The sequence below is a fragment of the Azospirillum sp. UENF 111221 genome, assembly GCF_058780625.1.
The window spans coordinates 2,189,515-2,213,433 of sequence record NZ_JBSNCH010000005.1; the positions used below are offsets into that span (position 1 = coordinate 2,189,515).

The window sequence follows — 23,919 nt, forward strand, 5'->3', positions numbered from 1 at the left end:
AATAGAACGCACCCAATAGAACGCACCTGGAAAAAAGCAGGGCGACGAGTGCCGAGGGGAAACGCGCGTGGGACAGAAGAAGCGCATCTATGTGATCGAGGACGAGGCCGACATCCGGCGGCTGGTGACGGAGGTGCTGGAGAGCTACGGCTATGAGGTGACCGGCTGGGCCAGCGGGCGGGAGGCGCGGACGGCGATCCAGCGTCAGGCCCCCGACCTCTGTCTGGTCGATCTCGGACTGCCGGACATGGACGGTCTGACCCTGGTGCGCGAGCTGTGGGAGGATGTGCGCTTCGGCGTCATCATCCTGTCCGGGCGCGGCGGCACCTCCGACCGGGTGCTGGGGCTGGAGCTTGGCGCCGACGATTACATCGTGAAGCCGTTCGAGCCGCGGGAGCTGGTCGCCCGCGTCAACAGCGCCATCCGCCGCCGCGAGCAGCTGGCCGGAGCGACTGCCGCAGCGGACACCGCACGGGCGCGCTTCGGTCCCTGGGTGTTCGATCTCGGCAACCTGACGCTGACCGCCGACGATGGCCGGCAGGAGAGCCTGACCGCGGCGGAGGCCTCGCTTCTGCTGATGCTGCTGAAGGCGCCCAAGCGCGTGCTGTCGCGCGAGCATCTCCAGGGCCCGGATCAGGATCGCGACGATTTCCCCTACGACCGCAGCATCGACGTCCGCATCTCGCGCATCCGCAAGAAAATCGAGGAGGATCCCCGCGCGCCGCGGCTGATCAAGACGGTCTATGGTGCCGGCTACCTGTTTGCCGGCGACGTGAGCTGGCTGCGCTGAAAGTGGCGCCACCCCTGCGTTTGCGCCGCAACAACCTCAATAACAATTGGTCATAATCCTGAGAAAGTTGCGCAAAGCTGATCTGGTACAGGCTGTTTCCAACACCGCCGCGCCCAATGCCGGCGCGCAACAAAGAACCCCTGGGGAGAACGGTCCGATGAGTGAAACTGCCGCCGCAGCGACTCAAAGCGTCGATGCCAGCGTAAACCCGTACGAGCGAAACCTCGACCGCAACGCTGCCAATTTCGTCGCCCTGACGCCGCTGACCTTCCTGGAGCGCGCCGCCGCCGTGTGGCCCGACCGGCTGGCCGTCGTCCATGGCCCGGTCCGGCGGACCTGGGCCGAGACCTTCGTCCGCGTGCGCCGTCTGGCCGCGGCGCTGGCGAATGTGGGGATCGGCACCGGCGACACCGTCGCCATGCTGGCCGCCAACACGCCGGAACTGTTCGAGGCCCATTTCGGCGTGCCGCTGGCCGGCGCCGTGCTGAATGCTGTCAACACCCGCCTGGACGCGGAGGCCATCGCCTTCATCCTGAAGCATGGCGAGGCGAAGATCCTGATAGTCGACCGCGAGTTCTCCGGGGTCGCGAAGAAGGCGCTGGCTCTGCTCGACGCGCCGATTCCGGTGGTGGATATCGACGATCCGACCTACAGCGGCGGCGAACTGATCGGCGACCGCGATTACGAGGCCTTCATCAGCGATGTCGGTGCCGAACACCCTTGGACCCTGCCGGCCGACGAATGGCAGGCCATCGCACTGAACTACACCTCCGGCACCACCGGCAACCCGAAGGGCGTCGTCTATCACCACCGCGGCGCCTACCTGAACGCGGTGTCGAACGCGCTGTCCTGGAACATGGGCGATGCGCCCGTGTATCTGTGGACCCTGCCGATGTTCCACTGCAACGGCTGGTGCTTCCCCTGGACCATCGCGGTCACCGCCGGTACCGCCGTGTGTCTGCGTCAGGTCCGCCCCGACGCCGTGCTGACGCTGATCCGCGACGAGCGGGTGACCAACTTCTGCGGCGCGCCCATCGTCCTCAACATGCTGAACAATGCCCCGGCCGAGCTGAAGCAGGGCATCGAGCAGAAGGTCAAGGTGATGGTCGCGGGTGCTGCCCCGCCCGCCGCCGTCATCGCCGGGATGGAGCGCATGGGCTGGGAAGTCACCCATGTCTACGGCCTGACCGAATGCTACGGACCGACCGTGGTCTGCGTCTGGCACGACCGCTGGGACGGCCTGTCGCTGGACGAGAAGGCGGCGATCAAGGCGCGCCAGGGCGTGCGCGGCCCGATGCTGGAGGCGGTGGTCGTCGCCGATCCCTTCACGCTGGAGCCGGTGCCGAAGGACGGCCGGACGATGGGCGAGATCATGATGCGCGGCAACAACGTCATGAAGGGCTATCTGAAGAACCCCAAGGCGACCGAAGAGGCCTTTGCCGGCGGCTGGTTCCACACCGGCGACCTCGCCGTCTGGCATGAGGACGGCTATGTCGAGATCAAGGACCGCTCGAAGGACATCATCATCTCCGGCGGCGAGAACATCTCGTCCATCGAGGTGGAGGATGTCCTCTACAAGCACCCCGAGGTGCTGGAGGCCGCGGTCGTCGCCCGTCATGACGAGAAGTGGGGCGAGACGCCCTGCGCCTTCGTCACGCTGAAGGACGGCGCCACCGCAACCGAGGCCGACATCATCGCCTTCTGCCGGTCGCACATGGCCCACTTCAAATGCCCGCGCACGGTGGTGTTCGGCCCGCTGCCGAAGACCTCGACGGGCAAGATCCAGAAATACGTCCTGCGCAAGCAGACCGAGGGTCTGTAAGGGGCGGGGCGCATTGCCCTTTCCCTGACCCTTACCTGCATGTCGGCCAAAGCGCCCGCTCTCGCCCCCATCTGACGGGGGAGAGAGCGGGGCAAGACCGTCCCATGCCTGCACGCCGCCCATTTCCAAAGGGACCCGCGCCATGAAGATCCTCTGCGCCGTGAAGCGCGTCGTCGACTACAACGTCAAGATCCGGGTGAAGACCGACCAGTCCGGGGTCGAGACGTCGAACGTGAAGTTCTCGATGAACCCCTTCGACGAGATTGCCGTCGAAGAGGCGGTCCGTCTCAAGGAAGCCGGAAAGGCGACCGAGATCGTGGTGGTCTCCATCGGCCCGGCACAGGCCCAGGAGACGCTGCGCACGGCGCTGGCGATGGGCGCCGACCGCGCCATCCTGGTGCAGACCGACGTGACGACCGAACCGCTGGCCGTCGCCAAGGTGCTGAAGGCGCTGGTCGAGAAGGAGGCCCCCGGCCTCGTCATCCTCGGCAAGCAGGCCATCGACGACGACTGCAACCAGACCGGCCAGATGCTGGCGGCGCTGCTCGGCTGGGGCCAGGGCACCTTCGCCTCGAAGGTTGCCCCGGCGGGCGATGCCGTCGCCGTGACCCGCGAGATCGATGGCGGACTTGAGGTCGTATCGCTGAAGCTGCCGGTGGTGGTCACTGCCGATTTGCGCCTCAACGAGCCGCGCTATGCTTCGCTGCCCAACATCATGAAGGCGAAGAAGAAGCCGCTGGAAACCATCACGCCGGACAGCCTGGGCGTCGACGTCAAGCCGCGCCTGAAGACGGTCAAGGTCGCCGAGCCGGCCAAGCGTCAGGCCGGCATCAAGGTGCCGGACGTCGCCGCCCTGGTCGACAAGCTGAAGACCGAGGCGCGGGTGATCTGAGCGCCGGCCCCGTGCCCGCACTCCCCACACCCGCCCGACAGAGGAACCGCCCCATGCCCATCCTGATCCTTGCCGACCACGACAACGCCAGCCTCAAGCCCGCCACCGCCCATGCGGTGACCGCAGCCAGCAAGCTTGGCGGCGATGTCCACCTCCTGGTCGCCGGCCGCAACGCTGCCCCGGCCGCGGAGCAGGCCGCGAAGCTGGCCGGCGTTGCCAAGGTGCTGCTCGCCGACGATGCCGCCTATGAGCATGCGCTGGCCGAACCGGTCGCGGCCCTGCTGGTGTCGCTCGCCCCCGGCTACAGCCATGTCCTCACCGCCGCCACCTCGGTGGGCAAGAACGTACTGCCGCGCGTCGCGGCGCTGCTCGACGTGGCGATGATCTCCGAGATCACCGCCGTGGTCGCCGCCGATGTTTTCGAGCGGCCGATCTATGCCGGCAACGCCATCGCCACCGTGCAGTCGGCCGACCCGGTCAAGGTGATCACCGTCCGCACCACAGCCTTCGAGGCGGCGCCCGCCACCGGCAGCGGCGCGGTCGAGAGCATCGCCACCGCGCCGGACCCCGGTCTGTCGGGCTTCGTCTCGGCCGAGCTGTCGAAGTCGGAGCGGCCGGAGCTGACTTCCGCCCGCATCGTCATCTCCGGCGGGCGCGGCATGCAGTCGGGCGACAATTTCCACCTGCTGGAGGCCATCGCCGACAAGCTGGGGGCCGCCGTCGGGGCCAGCCGTGCCGCCGTTGATGCCGGCTTCGTGCCGAACGACTATCAGGTCGGCCAGACCGGCAAGATCGTGGCACCCGACCTTTATGTCGCCGTCGGCATCTCGGGAGCGATCCAGCATCTGGCCGGCATGAAGGACAGCAAGGTGATCGTCGCCATCAACAAGGACGAAGAGGCGCCGATCTTCCAGGTCGCCGACTACGGCCTCGTCGCCGACCTGTTCAAGGCCCTGCCGGAGTTGCAGCAGGCCGTCTGACACCGTTGATTTCCCCGTTTACCCGAAGAGGTCCCCCATGGCCGCCGCCGCGATCCCCTACACCCCGCCGCTGAAAGAGATCCGCTTCGTCCTCGACCACCTCGCCGGCATGGCCGACGTGGCGGCACTGCCGGGATTCGAGGATGCCAGCCCCGACATGGTGGACAGCATCCTGGGCGAGGCGGCGAAGATTGCCGAGAATGTCCTGGCGCCGCTGAACCGCATCGGTGACGTGCAGGGAGCCCGGCTCGACGCCGACGGCGTCGCCCGCACGGCGGAGGGCTGGGGGACGGCATGGCAGGCGCTGGTGGAAGGCGGTTGGAACGGGCTGCCCTTCGATCCGGCGCGCGGCGGCATGGGGCTGCCTAACCTGCTGAATACCGCGGTGCAGGAGATGTGGCATTCCGCCAACATGGCCTTCGCACTCTGTCCGATGCTGACGCAGGGGGCGGTGAACGCGGTTCAGCTCTATGGCTCGGAGGCGCTGAAGGATTTCTATTTGCCCCGGATGATCTCGGGCGAGTGGACCGGCACCATGAACATCACCGAGCCGCAGGCGGGCAGCGACCTCGCCGCCACGCGGTCGCGCGCGGTGCCGAACGGCGACCATTACCTCGTCACCGGGCAGAAGATCTTCATCACCTACGGCGACCATGACCTGACGGAGAACATCGTCCATCTGGTGCTTGCCCGCTTGCCCGACGCGCCTCCGGGCGTGAAGGGCATCAGCCTGTTCGTCGTGCCGAAGTTCCTGGTCAATCCGGACGGCAGCCTGGGCGCCCGCAATCAGGTGAAGTGCGTGTCGCTGGAGCACAAGCTGGGCATCCATGGCAGCCCGACCGCCGTGCTGTCCTTCGGCGATGAGGGCGGGGCGACCGGCTTCCTGGTGGGCGAGCCGAACCGCGGCCTGGAATACATGTTCGCCATGATGAACCATGCCCGGCTGAACGTCGCCATGCAGGGCCTGTCGATCGCCGAGCGTGCCTATCAGCAGGCGCTGGCCTATGCCCGCGACCGCGTGCAGGGCAAGCCGCTGGGCTGGGCCGAGGGCCAGTCGAAGGGCATCGTCAATCATCCCGACGTCCGCCGCCTGCTGATGGGCATGAAGGCGCGGATCGAGGCGATGCGCGGCATCCTCTACACCGCCGCCGCCGCGGTGGACGTGGCGCACCATCATGCCGACGAGGCCACCCGTGCCCGCGCCGCCCTGCTGGTCGATCTGCTGACGCCCATCGCCAAGGGCTGGTGCACCGAGACCGGCCAGCAGCTGACGTCGGACGGCGTGCAGGTTCATGGCGGCATGGGCTTCATCGAGGAGACGGGGGCCGCCCAGCACCTGCGCGATGCCCGCATCACCACGATCTACGAGGGCACGACCGCCATACAGGCCAACGACCTGATCAACCGCAAGCTCCTGCGCGACGGCGGGGCGACGGCCAACGGGCTGCTGGACGAGATCGCGGCGCTGGGCGGCGAGCTGTCCGGACATGCGGACGAGGCGTTGCGCGTCACCGGGGCGGAGCTGACCGCCGCGGTGCAAGAGGCCAGGCAGGCGGTGGCCTGGGTGCTGACCGCGGCGAAGCAGGACCCGCGCCTGCCGGCCGCGGCGTCGGTGACTCTGCTGGAGCTGATGGGCGTGGTCGCCGGCGGCTGGCAACTGGCCCGCGCCGCCAAGGTGGCGGCGGAGCGGCTGGCGCAGCGCGATGCCGACACCGCCTTCCTGTCGGCCAAGCCGCTGACCGCCCGCTTCTTCGCCACCCATGTGCTGCCGAAGGCGGCGGCGCTGCGGGCGACCGTCGTCAACGGCTCCACGAGCGTGATGGCGCTGAGCGAGGAGCAGCTGTTCGGCGCGGCTTGACAGGGCCGCGCTTGCCGGTTGGTGCCGGGGCCTTCGGCCCCTTGTCGGGTGTCGCGGGCGGTTGGGGGACCTCCCGCCACTGCCCCGGTGCCAGCCCGTCCAGCGTCCAGTCGCCGATGGCCCAGCGGATCAGCCGCAGGGTGGGGAAGCCGACGGCCGCCGTCATGCGGCGGACCTGCCGGTTGCGCCCCTCGCGGATGGTGAGCGCGATCCAGCTGGTGGGGATGGCGGCGCGGTAGCGCACCGGCGGGTCGCGCGGCCACAGCGACTCCGGCTCCTCCATCCGCCGCACCTCGGCCGGCAGAGTCGGGCCGTCCTTCAGCGTGACGCCGCGGCGCAGCGCCTCCAGCGCCTCGTCGGTCGGCACGCCTTCCACCTGCACCCAGTAGGTCTTCGGCATCTTGTTGGCCGGCAAGGCGATGCGGGCGATCAGCGGGCCGTCGTCGCTCAGCGCCAGCAGCCCCTCGCTGTCGCGGTCGAGCCGGCCGGCGGCATAGACGCCCTTCACCGGCACCAGCTCCGCCAGGGTTGGGCGGCCCTGGTCGTCGGTGAATTGCGGCAGCACGCCATAGGGCTTGTTCAGCAGGATCAGGCGCGGCACGGGCTTGCTTCCTTGCGGAGTTCGGGAAAGGCGCTATCGTTCGCACCCCAACAGCAATCTAGATAGCAGGGGTTCGGCCGTGACGCTTCTGTTCTGCTCCGCCAGCGACAGCGCCGAGGATTGGCGCCGGGAAATCGCCCGCCATCTTCCCGGGCTGGAGATGCGCGTCTGGCCCGAGACCGGTGACGTCACCGACATCGAGGTCGCCGTGGTTTGGAAGCCGCCGGCCGGAATGCTGGCGACCCTGCCCAACCTGAAGCTGATCGTGTCGCTCGGCGCCGGGGTGGAGCCGATCCTGCTGGATCCGACCCTGCCGGACGTGCCGCTGGTGCGCATGGTGGCGGACGGGCTGACGGCGGACATGGCCGGCTACGTCGTCTTCCAGGTACTCTATTGGCACCGGCTGATGGACCGCTACGCCGCCCTCCAGGCCGAGACGCGGTGGGAGCAGCTGGACCATCGTCCGGCGTCCGAGGTGACCGTCGGTTTCCTGGGGATGGGCGAGTTGGGGGCGGCGTCGGCCCGCACGCTGCGGACGCTGGAATACCGGCTGATGGGCTGGAGCCGCAGCCCCAAGAGCATCGAGGGGGTGGAGAGCTTCTCCGGTCCCGACGGGCTGGCGGCGATGCTGCCGCAGTGCGATGTGCTGGTCTGCCTGCTGCCGCTGACCGACGAGACCCGCGGCATCATGAATGCCCGGCTGTTCGCCGCCCTGCCCAAGGGGGCGGTGGTCATCAACGCCGCCCGTGGCGGGCATCTGGTCGAGTCGGACCTGCTGGATGTGCTGGAGAGCGGGCATCTGCGCGGTGCCAGCCTGGATGTCTTCGCGACGGAGCCGCTGCCGGCGGACCATCCGCTCTGGCGCCATCCGAAGGTCCGCGTCACCCCCCATGTCGCCGGGGTCACCCACCCGTCGCTCTGCGCCGGGCAGGTGGGCACCGCGGTGACGGCGCTCCGCGAAGGCCGGCCGATCCCCAATCTGGTGGACCGCAGCCGGGGTTATTAAGACCCTTTGGCGCCGTCCCGGCCCTTACAGCATCTGGACGGCGATCACCGCCAGCAGGGCCGCGATCACCCACAGGGCGGCGCGGTCCGAGCGGCGGCGGGCTTCCCAGCCGTTCAGCATCTGGCGGACGGTCTGCGGGTGCAGGCGCACGCCGCCTTCCGAAATGTCGCGGGTTACCCGCTCCGCCTCGCTGACCAGGGCGGGGATGCGGCGGACGGTGGACAGGATGGCGCCGGCATCGTTGATGAACTGCGCCTCCGGTCCGCGGTTCTCGCGCATCCACTCCTCGATCAGCGGCCGGGCCAGCTCCCACATGTTGATGTTGGGATTCAGCAACCGGCCGACGCCCTCCGCCGTCAGCATGCTCTTCTGAAGAAGGAGCAGTTGCGGCTGGGTTTCCATCTCGAACTGTTCGGTGACGGCGAACAGCTGGGCCAGCAGCCGGCCGACCGAGATGTCGGCCAGCGGCTTGTTCTGCAACGGCTCGCCGATGGCGCGGCAGGCCTGGGTGAAGATCTCGATGGACTGGTGGCGCGGCACGTAGCCGGCCTCGAAATGCACGACGGCGACCCGGCGGTAATCGCCGGTCAGGAAGCCGATCAGCATGTCGGCGAGGTAGTAGCGCGTCTCGCGGTCCAGCCGGCCCATGATGCCGAAATCGACGGCGGTGATGGTGCCCTGTTCGTTGATGAACAGGTTGCCGGGATGCAGGTCGGCGTGGAAGAAACCGTCGCGGAAGACCTGGTTGAAGAAGCTGGCCGAGGCCATCGCCAGGATCTCGTCCCGGTCGAAGCCGGCGGCGGAGATGCGGGCGGGCTCGTCCACCTTGAAGCCGCGGATGCGCTCCAGCGTCAGCACCCGGCCGCCGGTGCGCTCCCAATCGACCTTCGGCACGTTGAAGGTGACGTCGTCCTTGAAGTTCGACGCCAGCTCCGACGCGGCGGCCGCCTCCATCCGCAGATCCATCTCCAGCCGCGAAGTGCGGGCGAAGGTGTCGACGATTTCGATCAGGCGCAGCCGCTTCAGCCTGGGCAGGACCCATTGGGCGAGCGCCGCCAGCCGGTAGAACAGGTCGATGTCGCGCTCGAAGGCCTGCTCGATGCCCGGGCGCAGCACCTTGACCGCCACCTCCTGCCCGTCGGCGGTAACGGCGAAATGGACCTGGGCGATGGAGGCGGCGGCGACCGGCTTGTCGTCGAAGCTCTGGAACAGCGCCTGGACCGGCTGGCCGAACTCCGCCTCGATGATGGCGCGGGCCTGATGGGCGGGGAAGGGCGGCAGCTTGTCCTGCAACTCGGCCAGATCGACCGCCATCCGCTCGCCGACCAGATCGGAGCGGGTGGAGAGCAGCTGGCCCAGCTTGATGTAGGTGGGGCCGAGTTCGGCCAGCGCGCGGGCCAGCCGTTCGCCCTCGCGGCCGGGCACGCCCTTGCGGGCGACCCGGCGCCACAGCCAGAGCAGGCCTGGGGCGGTGCCGAGCAGGCTGGTGGGCAGGGCGTCGTGACGGGCGACCGTCCGGCCGATGACAGCCATCCGGATCAGGTTGCGCAGGATGCGGAACACGGGAGCTTAAATCCGCCAGCCGGAATGGATGGCGGCGATGCCGCCCGACAGGTTGCGCACCCGCACGGCACCGAAGCCGGCCGCCTCGATCCGCCTGGCCAGATCGGCCTGCTGCGGGAAGCGGCGGATGCTCTCGGCCAGATAGCGGTAGCTCGCCTCGTCCTTCGCCACCACGCGGCCCATAAAGGGCAGCACCTGGAAGGAATAGACGTCGTACAGCTCGCGCAGCACCGGCAGCACGACGTGGCTGAATTCCAGGCAGTAGAACTTGCCGCCGGGCTTCAGGACCCGGTGGGCCTCCCTGATCGCCTCGTCGATGCGGGTGACGTTGCGCAGGCCGAAGGCGATGGTGTAGGCGTCGACCGAGCGCGGGGCGATTGGCAGCCGTTCCGCGTCGCCGACCGTCCATTGCACACCGGACAGGATGTTGCGGTCGATGGCGCGGTCGCGGCCGACCCGGACCATCGCCTCGGTGATGTCGCAGACCACTGCGGCCCCGCCGCCCTTCTTGAGGAAGCGGAAGGCGATGTCGCCGGTGCCGCCCGCCACGTCGAGCAGGGTCATGTCCGGCTTGGGCGCCACCATCTCCATCAGCGTGTCCTTCCACAGCCGATGGATGCCGCCCGACATCAGGTCGTTCATCAGGTCGTAGTTGGTCGCCACGCTGTCGAAGACGGCGCGGACCAGCCCGGACTTGGCGGACGGATCGACGGGGGTGAAGCCGAACCAGTTGCCTTCGGCACCGGACGCGGGTTTTTGCGGGTCGGGGATGCGGTCGCTCATGGCCGGGAAGATAGCGCGGGCAGGGGCCATGCGCCAGCGGGGGCGTGCAATGCGGAAGTTGCTGCGGCGAATGGCGTAGGGCGGATGGGGCGCCGGCCGGGAGGTGTCCGCGATGGAACGGCGTGAAACAGTTTTCCGTGTCTGTTCCATGGGGTGCGGTTGGGCGGTGGGCCGGCGACCCGGTGGGGGATGGAACAGGGTGAAACAGTTTTCGGCCGATGTTCCATCTGCTGCTCCCGCTAAAATGGGTAGGTGCTAAATCCTAACATGAGTGCGGGTCGAGGAGGAGGATGTCCGGCAAACCATGCGGCTCCCGATCCTAAGTCTTGCCGCTCATCCCGCGACCCACTCCCACATCCCCCTTGCATCCAGCCGTCCCCGCGCGTATAAGCGCAGCCTTCCACGGGCGGCGAGGCTGGGCCGGAAGGCTCAGGGCATGCCCACCCGTCCGTTGGAATTCCGCCTCATTTCCACCCAGGAAACGAAAATGCCCAAGCTGAAGACGAAGAGCGGCGCCAAGAAGCGCTTCAAGGTGACCGCCACGGGTAAGGTCCGCGCTCAGGCCGCCTACAAGCGCCACTGCCTGGAACAGAAGTCCCCGAACATGAAGCGCAACGCGCGCGGCATGATGACCCTGTGCGACTCCAACGCCCGCACGGTGCTGAAGAACTGGCTGCGCAACGCCTGATCTCGGCACATCTAGAATTTCGGAAGGACTGAACCATGGCTCGTGTTAAGCGCGGCGTCACGACGCACGCCCGTCACCGCAAGATCCTGAAGCTCGCCAAGGGCTACCGGGGTCGCAACTCCAAGAATTTCCGCATTGCGGTCGAGAAGGTCGAGAAGGCGCTTCGTTATGCCTACCGCGACCGCCGCAACAAGAAGCGCGATTTCCGCGGCCTGTGGATCCAGCGCATCAACGCCGGCGTCCGTCAGTACGGCTTGACCTACTCGCGCTTCATCAACGGCATCAAGCTGGCCGGCATCGAGATCGACCGCAAGGTCCTGTCCGATCTGGCCGCGCGCGAGCCGGAGGCCTTTAAGACCTTGGTGGACCAGGCCCAGGCCGCGCTCGCCTCCAAGGCCGCCGCGTAACGCGCCTCGCGTTCCCCGAACTCAAGGGAACGCTTGCCGTCACGGCGTCAGTTGTAAGAGAAGGGAGCCGGGCCGCTGGGCCGGCTCCCTTTTTCTTTTTGCACCGTTTTCTTCCCCACGCTTGCCGGGAACCGCCATGCTCGACGCGCTGAAAGACGAACTTCTGTCGCAGGTCAACGCCGCCGCCGACCTCTCGGCGCTGGACGAGGTGCGGGTCTCCGCGCTCGGCAAGAAGGGGCGCATCACCGGCTTCATGAAGGAGCTGGGGAACCTCACGCCGGACGAGCGCAAGGAGCGCGGTCAGGCGCTGAACGCGCTGAAGGACGAGATCGCCGCCGCCATCGACGCGCGCAAGGCCGACCTCGCCGCCGCCCACCTGAAGGCCCGGCTGGAGGCCGAACGGGTCGACGTCACCCTGCCGGTCCGCCCGGAGACCGAGGGACGCATCCACCCGATCAGCCAGACGATGGACGAGATGATCGCCATCTTCGCCGAGATGGGCTTCTCGGTCGCCGAAGGGCCGGACATCGAGGACGATTTCCACAACTTCACCGCCCTGAACTTCCCGCCCGGCCACCCGGCGCGCGACATGCACGACACCTTCTATCTGCCCGATGCCGGCGATAAGAAGATGCTGCTGCGCACCCACACCAGCCCGGTGCAGGTCCGCACCATGCTGAACAACAAGCCGCCGATCCGCATCATCGCGCCGGGGCGCACCTACCGCTCCGACTACGACATGACCCACACCCCGATGTTCCACCAGATCGAGGGGCTGGTCATCGACGAGGCGACCAACATGGGGCACCTGAAAGGCTGCCTCGTGGAGTTCTGCCGCGCCTTCTTCGACGTGGACGATTTGCCGCTGCGCTTCCGCCCCAGCTTCTTCCCCTTCACCGAACCGTCGGCGGAGGTCGATATCGGCTGCTCCCGCAAGGGCGGCGAGCTGAAGCTGGGCAATTATGGCGACTGGCTGGAGATCCTCGGCTGCGGCATGGTCCACCCGAACGTGCTGGAAGCCTGCGGCATCGACAGCACCCGGTACCAGGGCTTCGCCTTCGGCATGGGGGTGGAGCGCGTGGCGATGCTGAAATACGGCATCCCCGACCTGCGCACCTTCTTCGAAGCCGACCTGCGCTGGCTGAAGCATTACGGCTTCGCCGCCCTCGACATTCCCAACATCGCCCACGGCCTGACGCGCTAAGGAGCCGGACCCATGAAGTTCACGCTGTCCTGGCTGAAGGACCATCTGGAGACCGACGCCTCGCTCGACCAGATCACGGAAAAGCTGACCGCCCTCGGGCTCGAGGTCGAAGGCATCCAAGACCGGTCGAAGGAGCTGGCGCCCTTCCGCGTCGCCCATGTCGTCTCGGCCGAAAAGCACCCGGACGCCGACAAGCTGCGCGTGCTGATGGTCGATACCGGCGCCGGCACCCTGCAGGTGGTCTGCGGCGCCCCGAATGCGCGCGCCGGCATGAAGGGCGTCTTCGCGCCGGAAGGGACCTATGTCCCCGGTTCCGACATCACGCTGAAGAAGGGCGTCATCCGTGGCGTCGAGTTCGAACGGCATGATGTGCTCCAAGCGCGAGCTGAAGCTGTCGGACGAGCATGAGGGCATCATCGAGCTGCCGGACGACGCGCCCATCGGTGCCGCCTTCGCCGACTATGCCGGGCTGAACGATCCGGTCATCGACATCAACCTGACGCCCGACCGCGCCGACTGCGCCGGCGTGCGCGGCATCGCCCGCGACCTCGCCGCCGCCGGCATGGGCACGTTGAAGCCGCTGACCGAGGGGCGGTTGAACGCCACCCCGGTTCCCGGTTCCTTCAAGAGCCCGATCGGGGTCGAGATCGAGTCGCTGGACGCCTGCCCCTATTATGTCGGCCGCTACTTCCGCGGGGTGAAGAACGGCCCGTCGCCGCAGTGGCTGCAGGACAAGCTGACCGCCATCGGCCTGCGTCCGATCTCCATCCTGGTCGACATCACCAACTACATCACCTTCGACGTGTCCCGCCCGCTGCATGCCTTCGATGCCGACAAGGTGAAGGGTGGCATCGTGGTCCGGCTGGCGCGCGAGGGCGAGACCCTGGCGGCGCTGAACGGCAAGGAATACCCGCTCGACCCGGCGATGACGGTGATCGCCGACCATGAGCGGGCCGAGGCGCTCGGCGGCATCATCGGCGGCGAGACGTCCGGCTGCACCGAGGAGACGACCAACGTCTTCCTCGAAGCCGCGATTTTCGACACCGTCCGCACCGCTCAGACCGGCCGCCGGCTGGGGGTGGAATCGGACGCCCGCTACCGGCTGGAGCGTGGCGTCGATCCCGCCGCGGTGGTCGAGGGGATCGAGCGGGCGACCCGTCTGATCCTCGATCTGTGCGGCGGCGAGGTGTCGGAGATCGTGACTGCGGGGGCCGAGCCGGAGTGGAAGCGCACGCTGACCCTGCGTCCGGGCCGCGTCGCCGCGCTGGGCGGCGTCGAGCTGCCGCGCGAGCGCCAGGAGCGGATCCTGACCGACCTTGGCTTCTCCCTTGAGGGCGAGGATGCCGAGGGCCGTCTGATCGTCGGCGTTCCGTCCTGGCGCGCCGACGTCCATGGCGAGGCCGATCTGGTCGAGGAGGTGCTGCGCGTCCATGGCTTCGACGCCATCCCGGCGACGCCGCTGCCGCGCGAGACGGTGCTGACCCGCCCGGCCCTGACGTTGAAGCAACGCCGTGTCGCGCTGGCCAAGCGCACACTGGCCGCCCGCGGCCTGTCGGAGGCGGTGACCTGGTCCTTCCTGTCCGGCCCGGTCGCCGCGCTGTTCGGCGGTGGCGAGCCCGGCCTGCGGCTGGTCAACCCGATCAGCAGCGATCTCGACGTCATGCGCCCGTCGGTCCTGCCCAACCTGATCCAGGCCGCCGGCCGCAATGCCGACCGCGGTTTCGCCGACGTGCGCCTGTTCGAGGTCGGGGCGGCCTTCCGCACCCCGGCGCCGGACGGGCAGGATACGGTCGCCGCTGGCATCCGCGCCGGTGCGGCGGTGCCGCGCCATTGGTCGGAGAAGGCCCGCGGGGTCGACGTGTTCGACGCCAAGGCCGATGCGCTGGCGGTGCTGGAGGCGGTCGGCGCCCCGTCCGCCAACCTGCAGGTCACCACCGATGCGCCGGGCTGGTACCATCCCGGCCGGTCCGGCGTGCTGCGACTCGGGCCCACCGTGATGGCCCGCTTCGGCGAGATCCATCCGTCGGTGCTGGACGCGCTGGGCGTCAAGGGGCCGGTCGTCGGCTTCGAGGTGATGCTGGACGCCGTGCCGCTGCCCAAGAAGAAGGGCGGCACCGCCAAGCCGATGGTCCAGCTCTCCGCCTTCCAGCCGGTGGAGCGCGATTTCGCCTTTGTCATCGACCGCAAGGTGGAGGCCGACAAGATCCTTCGTGCCGTCAAGGGTGCCGACAAGGCGCTGGTCAAAGATGTCGCAGTCTTCGACGTCTATGAAGGGCCGGGAGTGGGTGAAGGCCGCAAATCGGTCGCCGTGTCGGTCACCTACCAGCCGACCACCGCAACCCTGACCGACGAGATGATCGAAGCCGTCGGTCAGAAAATCGTCGCTGCGGTGGTCAAGGCGACCGGAGGAAATCTCCGCGCTTGAGAAAAACCCTCAAGGGTTGAAATTACCGTTATGTAAGAGACAGGGCCTCCGCTTCGGCGGGGGCCCTTTTCGTTTGTCCTACCTGAAGGATTCACGAAAGGCTCCTTCACGATAGCTCACCGCGCAATCATATGATGAATTGCTGATTGATGAATCTCGAGTGCATTCGCTAAGGGAAAACCCTGAGGCTGTTTGTTTCAATTCAATGTTTGACGCCAGGACGTTGATCTGTGGGAAGGTTGGGGGTCAGGATTGTTCGCCCCCGGTGGACCCACGATGTGTTCGATGTCACGATTACGGCACAGGCGATGCGTGCATTGCCTTGGCAAGTCGAATGCCCATCACACTGCAAGCGACGAAGCGGGGGAAGTCTATGGTTGATCCAGCAGACGGTCAGGCAACCAAACCGGAGTCCGGCAGGCCACTCATCCTGGTGGTGGACGACGACCGCTCGATCGTCGAGGGGCTGGCGATTTTGTTGGACGGCTGGGGGTACGAGGTGGTGAAGGCGCTCAGCGCCGCCGCGCTGGAGGCACAGCTGGGTGGGTTGGGCCGGGTGCCGAACCTGATCATCGCCGACCATTACCTGCCGGCCGGCCGTACCGGACGCGAGGTGGTGGAGCGTGTCCGCAGCGAAACCGGGCAGCAAATCCCGGCCATCATCCTGACCGGCGACAGCACGCCCGAACGCCGCGACGAGGCCCAGCTCATGGGCTGCGAATTGCTGCTGAAGCCGGTTCAGGTCGGGCCGCTGCGCCAGGCGGTCGAAGCGCTGTGCAGCCGGTAGGATTGCGGCCTGTCGGACCAACGAAGTCCGAGTGAGGGCGACGTTGCCGCAACAGGCACGTCAGGAAGCCGGTCCTGCCGCGGAACGGGGCAGGTCGACCTCCGGCAGCACGGCGAGGAAGGCATCGACCACCGCCGGGTCGAACCGCAGGCCGGCCAGCCGGCGGATTTCATCCACGGCGTGATCGCGGTCCAGCGCCGGACGATAGGGCCGGTCACGCGTCATGGCGTCATAGGCGTCGGCAACGGCGACGATGCGGGCGCACAGCGGGATCGCCGCCCCGGTGCGGCCGTCGGGATAGCCGGTCCCATCCCAATTCTCGTGGTGCCAGCGTGCCACCGCCGCCCCCAGATGAAGATGGGTCGGGCCGTCGGCCAGATGGCTCGCCTGGTTCAGCAGGCTGGCACCGGCCACCGTATGGGCCTGCATGGCGCGGCGCTCCGCCGCATCGAGCGGGCCGGGCTTGGACAGGATCGCCGGGTTCACCGCCGCATTGCCGATGTCGTGCAGAATGGCCGCGAGGCCGATGATCTCCAGCGTCAAGTCGTCCAGCGTGTCGGCGAAGAGACCGTCGGCATGCAGGCGGCGGGCGATCCGTTCAGTGATCGCGGCGATGCGCAGCGACCGGCTGAACCGGTCGTCCTCCGCAGCAGCCGCGTCCATTCCAGCGCAGGCTGCCCCATCCCTGGCAGGCCCGTCGGGGGTCAGCGCGCCGCGGCCGCGCTCGGCCAGATCGGCCAGCGCCGCCAGCGTGCCCTGCTGGGCGCGGTAAAGCTGCTCGTAATGGTGCAGATTGTCGAAACCAACGGAAATCTTGCCACAGAACACCTCGATCAGCTTGCGGTCCAACTCCGACAGCGGCCGGTTGGAGCGCAGGTAGACCACCGTCTCCCGGTCGTTCGGCGTGCGGATGTAGAGGGTGCAATGGTCGCCGGCAAAGACATGCGCCCGCTTTTCCAGGCAGGCGGTCACCGCGGCCAGCACCGCCGGATCGACATGGCCCGCAGCGGGTTCGTTGATGAGATCCTCGAACCGGCCAGATCCGGCCAGCACATAGAGGCCGTTGCCGGTTGCGGCCTCGACCGGCCGGTTGCTGCTACCCGGGGTTCCGGCACCGCCGCGCTGCACGCACAGGATGGCGTCCGGCCCCACCCCCAGCAGGCCCGACAGCTGGGTCAGAACCCCGGCGGCGAACAGCTTCATCGAGCGGGCGCGGAACAGCGACGACGACGCCTCGATGATCTTCTCCAGGCCACGGCGGTTGGCGTCGATCGCCACGATGTCCTCGTAGGAGCGGAGCGCCGCGACCGTGGTGGTGAACAGCTGCTGGGCGGTCAGCTGGGTCTTCGCCTTGTAGTCGTTGATGTCGTAATCGAGGATGACCGCCCGTTCCGGCGCCTGTCCCGGCTGGCCGGTGCGCAGGATGATGCGCACGTTGCGGTTCTGCAGCTCTTCGCGGATGTGGTGGACCAGCCGCAGGCCGGCATCCTCGGTCTCCATCACCACGTCGAGCAGGATCAGCGCGATGTCGCGCTCGCGCGCCAGGATCCGCCGGGCCTCCGCCGCCGAATGGGCGGACAGGAAGCGGGCCTTGCGGCCCTTGAAGGCGAAGTCGGACAGCACGAGCTTGGTGATCGCATGGACCTCCGGCTCGTCATCGACGATCAGCATGGTCCAGCGGCTGCCGGGCGCCTCCTCGGCGGCAGCGCCGTCTTCGGGGGCGTCCTCCGGGGCGGCATCGTCGAGGAAGACCGAATCCTCGTCGGCCAATTCGGGGGCCGATTCGGGGGCCGGCCCGGCTGCCGGATCGGTGCGGGGGTCGTCCTCAGGTCCGGTCGGGTCGGCGTCGGTCATGGCTCTTCAATCGCGAAAGGGTCATGAGGACGGGCTTGGCCGGCCCGCATGGCGGTCACTCATCAAAACGTATCCAGCTCGATCACCGTACAATCGAGCGCGCGTTGCGCCAACGTGCCGCAGGCGGTGTCGACCTGCAAGCGCGTGAAAGGGGCGACGCCGACCTCGTACAGCAACCGGCCCTTGCGGAACACCGGCCAGACCATCGCCGGCAGGTCGCGATAGGCGCTGCCCGGCCCGGCGGTGAACTCCTTCCAGGCGCGCAAGCCCTCGGCGTAGCTGACATATTCGCCGAGCTTGATGCCGTAGAGCATGCCCGGTTCGACCGGCGGCATCCCCGGCAGTGGATAGGGCGCGGCCACTCCGACCAGCCCCTGGACCGGCGCCAGCGCGCGGGTGCCGGCGGGCAGGGCCAGCGTCGCCTCGCCATCGGCGGCACCGATCAGCGCCACCACGTCGCCCTTGCGCAGGGTGAAGCTGCGCCGCTTGCGGTTGGCCAGGATCTCGGTTGCGGAAATCGGGCCGGCGGCGACGACATAGCCCTCCGCCGGGGTCTGCGCCGCCTTGTCCCAGGCCGCCCGCGGGACGACCGCGGCGCTGCGGTGGGAGGGAGGGGCATCCGCCGGCTGGTTGGCGGCGGGCTTGGGCGGCCGCGGCCCTTCGCCGCCGATTGCCGGCCGTCCGGTGACCATCAGCGCCGGGTCCAGCGAATCGGCAGGGACATAGCCGATGGGCTGGCCGCCGATGGCGATCTCCGTCCAATAGGTGCCGCGCGGCGTGCCGAGAGCGTTGAGCGCCTTGCCCTGCTTCAGCGTCATGACGATGCGGGCATCCTCGCTGGGGCCGATCCGCACCTCGATGTCGCGGTTCAGCACCACCTCGCCGGTCAGCGGGGCGCCGATGGCGACGGGGCTCTGCGCCCAGGCCGGCGGGGTTGCTGCAACACTGCCGGCACAGGCGAGGACAAGGGCGAGCGCTGGGAGGAGGCAACGGGGCGGCACGGCGATCATTGGGCGGCTTCCCTGGCAGTCACCTGTGAGGCATGGGGTGGCTTCCGGCGGCCCAGCAGCTGGCCGCCGACGAGGTCGTGGATCGCGTCGGCCAGCAGCCGCACCGGCTTGGGCGCCGTGCCGCGGGCGCGGTGCAGGGCGATGTCGACGTCCGGCAGGTCGGGAAAGCCCTCCGCCGCACCGATGCGGCGCAGGCTGGGCGGGACGGTGCAGGCCTCCATCGCCGTCACCCCCAGCCCGCCCATCACCGCGCCATGGACGGCGACGACGCTCTTGCTGGTGAAGGCGACGCGCCAGTCGCGTCCCATCCCGTCCAGGGCGGCGACCGCGATGTCCCGCACGACGCAGCCCTTGGGGAACAGCGCCAGCGGCAGCGGATCGAGGCTTTCCACCGGACGGCAACCCGGCGCGGGGTCGAGCGGCGGGGCGACCCAGGACACCGGCTCCTGCCGCACCAGCTCGCCGCCGGCCTCGCCGGCCTTGCGGGTGATCAGCGCCAGGTCGTAGCGGCCCTTCTCAATCTCCGCCACCAGATCGGGGCTGTTGTCGCAGACGACCTCGACCATCACGTCGGGATAGGCGGCGTTGAAGCGGGCCAGGATCTCCGGCAGCAGCATGGTGGCGTAATCGTCGGGCGTGCCGATGCGCACGCTCGCCACCGTCGGGCTGCGGTGCATCAGCGCCAGCACCTCGTCGTTCAGGGTCAGCATGCGCCGGGCATAGGCCAGCAGCACCTCGCCGTCGCGGGTCATGCGCACGCCGTGGGTGTCGCGTTCGAACACGCGCTTGCCCACCGTGTCCTCCAGCCGGCGCACCTGCTGGCTGACCGCCGCCTGGGTGCGTCCCAGCCTTTCGCCGGCGCGTGTGAAGCTGGCGCTGTCGGCCACGGCGACGAAGGCGCGCAGCAGGTCGGTGTCGAGATTGGCGGGCATGTCGGGAACCGGAAGTTGCCGCTTATTCAAGCAGAGCGCCGGCCCGTCCGCAACGGCGCGGTCATTACGAACCGTGATGACACCATAATGCCTATTCGTTTCCAAGGGATTGGCGCACCCCCCATTGTCGGCCTCCGACCCCCTTGGAGTTTCCGATCATGTCGCTGTTCGCCGCCTGGACCGGCACGGTTCTCGGTGCCGCCCGCCTGGAGCCGCCGGCCATCCCCACCCCGGCCGTGCCGGAACCGCGGCGCTTCCGCCTCGCCTACAATCCGTTGCCCTCGGCCGGGCCTGCGTTGGGGTATCGCCTGACCGTGGAGCACGCGCCGTCGTCGGTCCGGTCGCCGCTGCCAATTCCGGGTCGCCAGCGTCTTGAGAAGTAAGCGGCCCGCAGCCTATCCTGCCGCCGATAACTATGCCGGCAGGAGTGGGCGATGGGGCGGGTCTATGTGCTGTACACCGGGGGCACCATCGGGTGCGTGACCAATCCCAACGGGGCGCTGGCGCCGGTGCCGGGCATGGAGTTCGAGCGGCTGGCCCTGTCGGTGCCCGGCCTGTCCGACCACCGGGTGAAGGATTATCCGGACCTGGGCTGGACCATGGACTGGTTCGACCGCACGCTCGACAGTTCCAACATGACGCCGGCGGACTGGGTCGCCATCGCCCGGCGGCTGCTGTCGGTCTATGACCAGTATGACGGCTTCGTCGTGCTGCACGGCACCGACAGCATGGCCTACAGCGCGTCGGCCCTGTCCTTCCTGCTGCCCGGCCTGTCGAAGCCGGTGGTGTTCAGCGGATCGCAGGTGCCGCTGTCCTTCACGCTGAGCGATGCGCCGGCCAATCTGGTCGGCGCCATCGTGGCGGCCGGCACCCTGCCGGTGCCGGAGGTCTGCGTCTATTTCGACACCAAGCTGCTGCGCGGCAACCGCTCGTCGAAGGTCGACGCCAACCGCTTCGCCGGCTTCGATTCCCCCAACTTCCCGCCGCTCGCCACCATCGGCAGCGTGGTCGCGCGCAACGAGCCGCATTGGCTGCCGATGCCGGACACGGGTGTCTCGCTGGCCGGGCCGGACAACCGGGACAAGCGGATGGCGGCGCTGGACGCCCTGCCGGCGGCGCTGGCGGGCTTCTCCGTCGTCATGCTGTGGCTCTATCCCGGTATCCGCGCCAGCACGGTGTCGGCGATGCTGACCGGCACCAGCCCGGCGGCGAAGGGGGCGATCGTGCTGGCCTACGGCGAGGGCAACGGCTCGACCGATCCGGACTTCCTCGACACGCTGTCGGCGGCGGTGAAGGCCGGCGTCGTGCTGATGGACAACACCCAGGTGCAGCGTGGTGCTGTGCTGCCCGGCGCCTATGCGACGGGCCTCGGCGCCGTGGGGGCGGTCGGCGCCTATGACATGACGCCGGAGGCCAGCTACGCCAAGCTGGTCTGCCTGTTCGCCGCCGGGCTGGACGTTGCGGCGGTCAAGGCGGCGATGCCGGTGCCGCAGGCCGGCGAACTGACGGTGATCGGGGACTGAGCGCCTGTCCGAAGGCGGAGGCCGATGGCGCTCCGCCTTCGGTGACGGCTTACTGGCCCATGCCGGGCTGGGCCGGGGCCATGGTGCCGCGGTTCATCGTGCCGTTCCCCATGGTGCCGGTGCCCATGGTGCCCTGGTTCATCGAGCCGTTGCCCATCGAACCCTGGTTCATCGTGCCCTGGTTCATCGAGCCGGAGCCCATGCCGCCGTTCATCGAGCCGCCCATCGAGCCGCTCCCCATCTGGCCGCCCATGGCGCCGCCGGTCGAGCTGCCGTAGCCGGTGTTGGCCTGGCTGCTGTACTGGGCGAGCTGCTGAAGCTCCATCTGGTCCTGCATGACGACCACTTGGCGGCCGCGCCGCTCGAAGGAGGCGGGAGGCAGCATGACCGACTGGCCGGACTTGGCCAGCTTCAGTTCGACCATGGTCTGGCCGTCGGCGCCGGTGGTGACGTTCTGGATGGTGCCGGCGACGGGGCCGCCATGGCGGTGGACCACCCGCTTGCCGATCATGTCCCGGCTGGCCTGGACGTCGCGGGCGCCGGTGTCCATCGTGCCGTTGGCGACGGCGTTGGACCTGGCGGACCCGCCGGTCTGGGTCTGACCCATCTGGGCGTGGCCAGGCGCGGCGACGGCCATCAGCATCAGGGCCGGAACCGCGGCGGCGAGAAACTTGCGCATGTCATCCTCCCGGATAGAACCAAAAACAGGGGAGGCGCCGCGCAGGAGCGGCACCGTCCTGGGTGTGATGACACCCGAACGGCCGTTTTGTTGCGCAAGGTTGTACGGAATTGCCGCGTTGTACAAAAAAGGCGGGCCTGAGCCCGCCTTGTCCGTTTGCCTTATTCGTCGCCCATCTTGAGCGCCGCGATGAAGGCGCTCTGCGGGATTTCGACCTGCCCGAACTGGCGCATGCGCTTCTTGCCTTCCTTCTGCTTGTCCAGCAGCTTGCGCTTGCGGCTGATGTCGCCGCCATAGCACTTGGCGGTCACGTCCTTGCGCATGGCGCTGATGCTCTCGCGGGCGATGATCTTGCCGCCGATGGCGGCCTGCACCGCGATCTTGAACAGCTGGCGCGGGATCAGTTCCTTCAGCCGTTCGCAGAGCTGGCGGCCGCGGCGCTCGGACTGGCTGCGGTGGACGATCATCGACAGGGCGTCCACCGGCTCGGCATTCACCAGGATCGACAGCTTCACGAGGTCGCCTTCCTCGTAGCTGTCCATCTGGTAGTCGAAGCTGGCATAGCCGCGGCTGATCGACTTCAGCCGGTCGTAGAAGTCGAACACCACCTCGTTCAGCGGCAGGCGGTAGACCAGCATGGCGCGGGCGCCGGCATAGGTCAGCTCGATCTGCTGGCCGCGCCGCTCGGTGCAGAGCTGGAGCACGCCGCCGAGATACTCGTCGGGCAGCATGATCGTCGCCTTGATCCACGGCTCGTCGATGTGGTCGATCCGCATCACGTCGGGCATGTCGGCCGGGTTGTGCAGGTCGCGCACCGTCCCGTCGGTCATCGTCAGCTTGTAGACCACCGACGGCGCGGTGGTGATGAGGTCGAGGTTGAACTCGCGCTCCAGCCGCTCCTGGATGATCTCCAGATGCAGCAGGCCGAGGAAGCCGCAGCGGAAGCCGAAGCCCAGCGCCGCCGACGTCTCCGCCTCGTAATGGAAGCTGGCGTCGTTCAGCTTGAGCTTGCCCAGGCTGTCGCGCAGCCGCTCGAAATCGGCGGCATCGACCGGGAACAGGCCGCACCACACCACGGGGATGGACGGCTTGAAGCCGGCCAGGGCCTCGGTCGCCGGCTTGCGCTCGTCGGTGATGGTGTCGCCGACCTTGGTCTGGGTGATGTCCTTGATCGCGGCGGTGATGAAGCCCATCTCGCCCGGCCGCAGCTCGCCGGTCAGCAGCGCCTTCGGCGTGAAGACGCCGACGCGGTCGACGTCATGGGCCGAGCCGGCGGCCATGAAGCGCACCTTCTGGTTCACCTTCAGGACGCCGTCGACGACGCGCACCAGAATGACGACGCCGAGATAGGGGTCGTACCAGCTGTCGACCAGCAGCGCCTTCAGCGGCGCGTCGGCGTCGCCCTTGGGCGGCGGCAGCCGCTTGACCACCGCCTCCAGCACAGCACCGATGTTGAGGCCGGACTTGGCCGAGATCTCCACCGCGTCCGACGCGTCGAGGCCGATCACGTCCTCGATCTGCTGCTTGATCCGCTCCGGCTCGGCGGCGGGCAGGTCGATCTTGTTGAGGACCGGGATGATCTCGTGGTTGTTGTCGATCGCCTGATAGACGTTGGCGAGCGTCTGCGCCTCGACCCCCTGGGAGGCGTCGACCACCAGGATCGAGCCCTCGCAGGCGGCCAAGCTGCGGCTGACCTCATAGGCGAAGTCGACGTGGCCGGGGGTGTCCATCAGGTTCAGCGTGTACTGCTTGCCGTCCTCGGCCTTGTAGAGCAGGCGGACGGTCTGGGCCTTGATGGTGATGCCGCGCTCGCGCTCGATGTCCATGCTGTCGAGCACCTGTTCGCGCATCTCGCGCGCGTCGAGGCCGCCGCACTGCTGGATCAACCGGTCGGCAAGGGTCGACTTGCCATGGTCGATGTGGGCGATGATCGAGAAATTGCGGATGTGCGAGAGGTCAGTCATCGGGGCCCGGACAAGCGAGAGTTTGCCGGGAACATAGGGCGGACGGGGGGTGGGCGCAATGATGGTGTGTCGGCGGGCGGCGCGCAGGGCGTACGGGCGGTTGCGGAAGGGTGCGGCGTGGGGTGGATGGAACGGGGCGGAACGTTTTTCG

20 protein-coding genes and 1 pseudogene are annotated in these 23,919 nt (G+C 68.3%); 13 read left to right on the plus strand and 8 right to left on the minus strand.

What is annotated here, in order from left to right; genetic code table 11:
• Positions 1-67 precede the first annotated feature (67 nt).
• From ACWPN3_RS25075 to ACWPN3_RS25095, 5 genes are all read left to right on the plus strand, one after another.
• Positions 68-790 (plus strand): response regulator transcription factor, encoded by a 723-nt coding sequence (locus tag ACWPN3_RS25075; RefSeq protein ID WP_109095822.1) that lies wholly within the window; start codon positions 68-70, stop codon positions 788-790.
• A gap of 157 nt (positions 791-947) precedes the next feature.
• A complete protein-coding gene (locus ACWPN3_RS25080) occupies positions 948-2,612 on the plus strand; it encodes an acyl-CoA synthetase (RefSeq protein ID WP_492239897.1) in 1,665 nt (554 codons plus the stop codon).
• Positions 2,613-2,754: 142 nt separating this feature from the next.
• Complete coding sequence (locus ACWPN3_RS25085) at positions 2,755-3,504, plus strand: electron transfer flavoprotein subunit beta/FixA family protein (RefSeq protein WP_492239898.1); 750 nt, start codon at positions 2,755-2,757, stop codon at positions 3,502-3,504.
• A gap of 53 nt (positions 3,505-3,557) precedes the next feature.
• Entirely contained in the window at positions 3,558-4,484 is a 927-nt protein-coding gene (locus ACWPN3_RS25090) for an electron transfer flavoprotein subunit alpha/FixB family protein (RefSeq protein WP_492239899.1), read from the plus strand.
• 37 nt (positions 4,485-4,521) lie between these two features.
• Complete coding sequence (locus tag ACWPN3_RS25095) at positions 4,522-6,342, plus strand: acyl-CoA dehydrogenase C-terminal domain-containing protein (protein WP_492261800.1); 1,821 nt, start codon at positions 4,522-4,524, stop codon at positions 6,340-6,342.
• Here the strand turns inward: ACWPN3_RS25095 and ACWPN3_RS25100 are convergent.
• The gene (locus tag ACWPN3_RS25100) at positions 6,284-6,943 is read right to left on the minus strand and encodes a pseudouridine synthase (RefSeq protein ID WP_492239900.1); all 660 of its coding nucleotides are present in this window, start codon (positions 6,941-6,943) and stop codon (positions 6,284-6,286) included. The two genes, ACWPN3_RS25095 and ACWPN3_RS25100, sit on opposite strands and share 59 nt — an antisense overlap.
• Positions 6,944-7,022: 79 nt before the next feature.
• Between ACWPN3_RS25100 and ACWPN3_RS25105 the strand changes: the two genes are divergently transcribed.
• Positions 7,023-7,949, plus strand: coding sequence for a 2-hydroxyacid dehydrogenase (locus ACWPN3_RS25105; protein ID WP_492239901.1), 927 nt, complete (start codon positions 7,023-7,025; stop codon positions 7,947-7,949).
• Positions 7,950-7,973: 24 nt separating this feature from the next.
• Here ACWPN3_RS25105 and ubiB read toward each other — a convergent pair whose 3' ends face one another.
• Together ubiB and ACWPN3_RS25115 are read right to left on the minus strand one after the other, a co-directional pair.
• On the minus strand, positions 7,974-9,512 hold the full coding sequence (ubiB, locus tag ACWPN3_RS25110; RefSeq protein ID WP_492239902.1) for a 2-polyprenylphenol 6-hydroxylase: 1,539 nt from the start codon (positions 9,510-9,512) through the stop codon (positions 7,974-7,976).
• Positions 9,513-9,518: 6 nt separating this feature from the next.
• Entirely contained in the window at positions 9,519-10,295 is a 777-nt protein-coding gene (locus tag ACWPN3_RS25115; RefSeq protein WP_492239903.1) for a class I SAM-dependent methyltransferase, read from the minus strand.
• Between the two features lie 487 nt (positions 10,296-10,782).
• Here ACWPN3_RS25115 and rpmI point away from each other — a divergent pair, with 487 nt between their 5' ends.
• The 5 genes and pseudogenes from rpmI to ACWPN3_RS25140 all read left to right on the plus strand — a co-directional run bounded on the left by rpmI (position 10,783) and on the right by ACWPN3_RS25140 (position 15,806).
• On the plus strand, positions 10,783-10,983 hold the full coding sequence (gene rpmI, locus ACWPN3_RS25120) for a 50S ribosomal protein L35 (protein ID WP_012975158.1): 201 nt from the start codon (positions 10,783-10,785) through the stop codon (positions 10,981-10,983).
• A 35-nt stretch (positions 10,984-11,018) separates the two neighbouring features.
• Positions 11,019-11,390 carry a 50S ribosomal protein L20 gene (gene rplT, locus ACWPN3_RS25125; RefSeq protein WP_098740681.1) on the plus strand — a complete coding sequence of 124 codons (372 nt, stop codon included), beginning with the start codon at positions 11,019-11,021 and terminating at the stop codon, positions 11,388-11,390.
• 136 nt (positions 11,391-11,526) lie between these two features.
• A complete protein-coding gene (gene pheS / locus ACWPN3_RS25130; RefSeq protein ID WP_109448541.1) occupies positions 11,527-12,594 on the plus strand; it encodes a phenylalanine--tRNA ligase subunit alpha in 1,068 nt (355 codons plus the stop codon).
• A 12-nt stretch (positions 12,595-12,606) separates the two neighbouring features.
• A pseudogene (gene pheT, locus ACWPN3_RS25135) lies at positions 12,607-15,019 on the plus strand (phenylalanine--tRNA ligase subunit beta).
• A gap of 433 nt (positions 15,020-15,452) precedes the next feature.
• Entirely contained in the window at positions 15,453-15,806 is a 354-nt protein-coding gene (locus ACWPN3_RS25140; RefSeq protein ID WP_247873383.1) for a response regulator, read from the plus strand.
• A gap of 60 nt (positions 15,807-15,866) precedes the next feature.
• Here ACWPN3_RS25140 and ACWPN3_RS25145 read toward each other — a convergent pair whose 3' ends face one another.
• From ACWPN3_RS25145 to ACWPN3_RS25155, 3 genes are all read right to left on the minus strand, one after another.
• Positions 15,867-17,660: a DUF3369 domain-containing protein gene (locus ACWPN3_RS25145; protein ID WP_492261801.1), complete on the minus strand. Its 1,794-nt coding sequence runs from the start codon at positions 17,658-17,660 to the stop codon at positions 15,867-15,869.
• A 62-nt stretch (positions 17,661-17,722) separates the two neighbouring features.
• On the minus strand, positions 17,723-18,670 hold the full coding sequence (locus tag ACWPN3_RS25150) for an SH3 domain-containing protein (RefSeq protein WP_492239906.1): 948 nt from the start codon (positions 18,668-18,670) through the stop codon (positions 17,723-17,725).
• Positions 18,667-19,602 carry a LysR substrate-binding domain-containing protein gene (locus tag ACWPN3_RS25155; protein ID WP_109448533.1) on the minus strand — a complete coding sequence of 312 codons (936 nt, stop codon included), beginning with the start codon at positions 19,600-19,602 and terminating at the stop codon, positions 18,667-18,669. Before ACWPN3_RS25155 ends, ACWPN3_RS25150 begins: the two co-directional genes overlap by 4 nt.
• A 158-nt stretch (positions 19,603-19,760) precedes the next feature.
• Here ACWPN3_RS25155 and ACWPN3_RS25160 point away from each other — a divergent pair, with 158 nt between their 5' ends.
• Positions 19,761-19,985 (plus strand): hypothetical protein, encoded by a 225-nt coding sequence (locus ACWPN3_RS25160; protein WP_146208061.1) that lies wholly within the window; start codon positions 19,761-19,763, stop codon positions 19,983-19,985.
• A gap of 51 nt (positions 19,986-20,036) precedes the next feature.
• Positions 20,037-21,125, plus strand: coding sequence for an asparaginase (locus ACWPN3_RS25165; RefSeq protein WP_492239907.1), 1,089 nt, complete (start codon positions 20,037-20,039; stop codon positions 21,123-21,125).
• Positions 21,126-21,174: 49 nt separating this feature from the next.
• On the opposite strand, the gene ACWPN3_RS25170 is transcribed toward ACWPN3_RS25165, so the two are convergent.
• Together ACWPN3_RS25170 and lepA are read right to left on the minus strand one after the other, a co-directional pair.
• A complete protein-coding gene (locus ACWPN3_RS25170) occupies positions 21,175-21,804 on the minus strand; it encodes a hypothetical protein (RefSeq protein WP_492239908.1) in 630 nt (209 codons plus the stop codon).
• 161 nt (positions 21,805-21,965) lie between these two features.
• A complete protein-coding gene (gene lepA / locus ACWPN3_RS25175; protein WP_109448525.1) occupies positions 21,966-23,768 on the minus strand; it encodes a translation elongation factor 4 in 1,803 nt (600 codons plus the stop codon).
• Between the last annotated feature and the right edge of the window lie 151 nt (positions 23,769-23,919).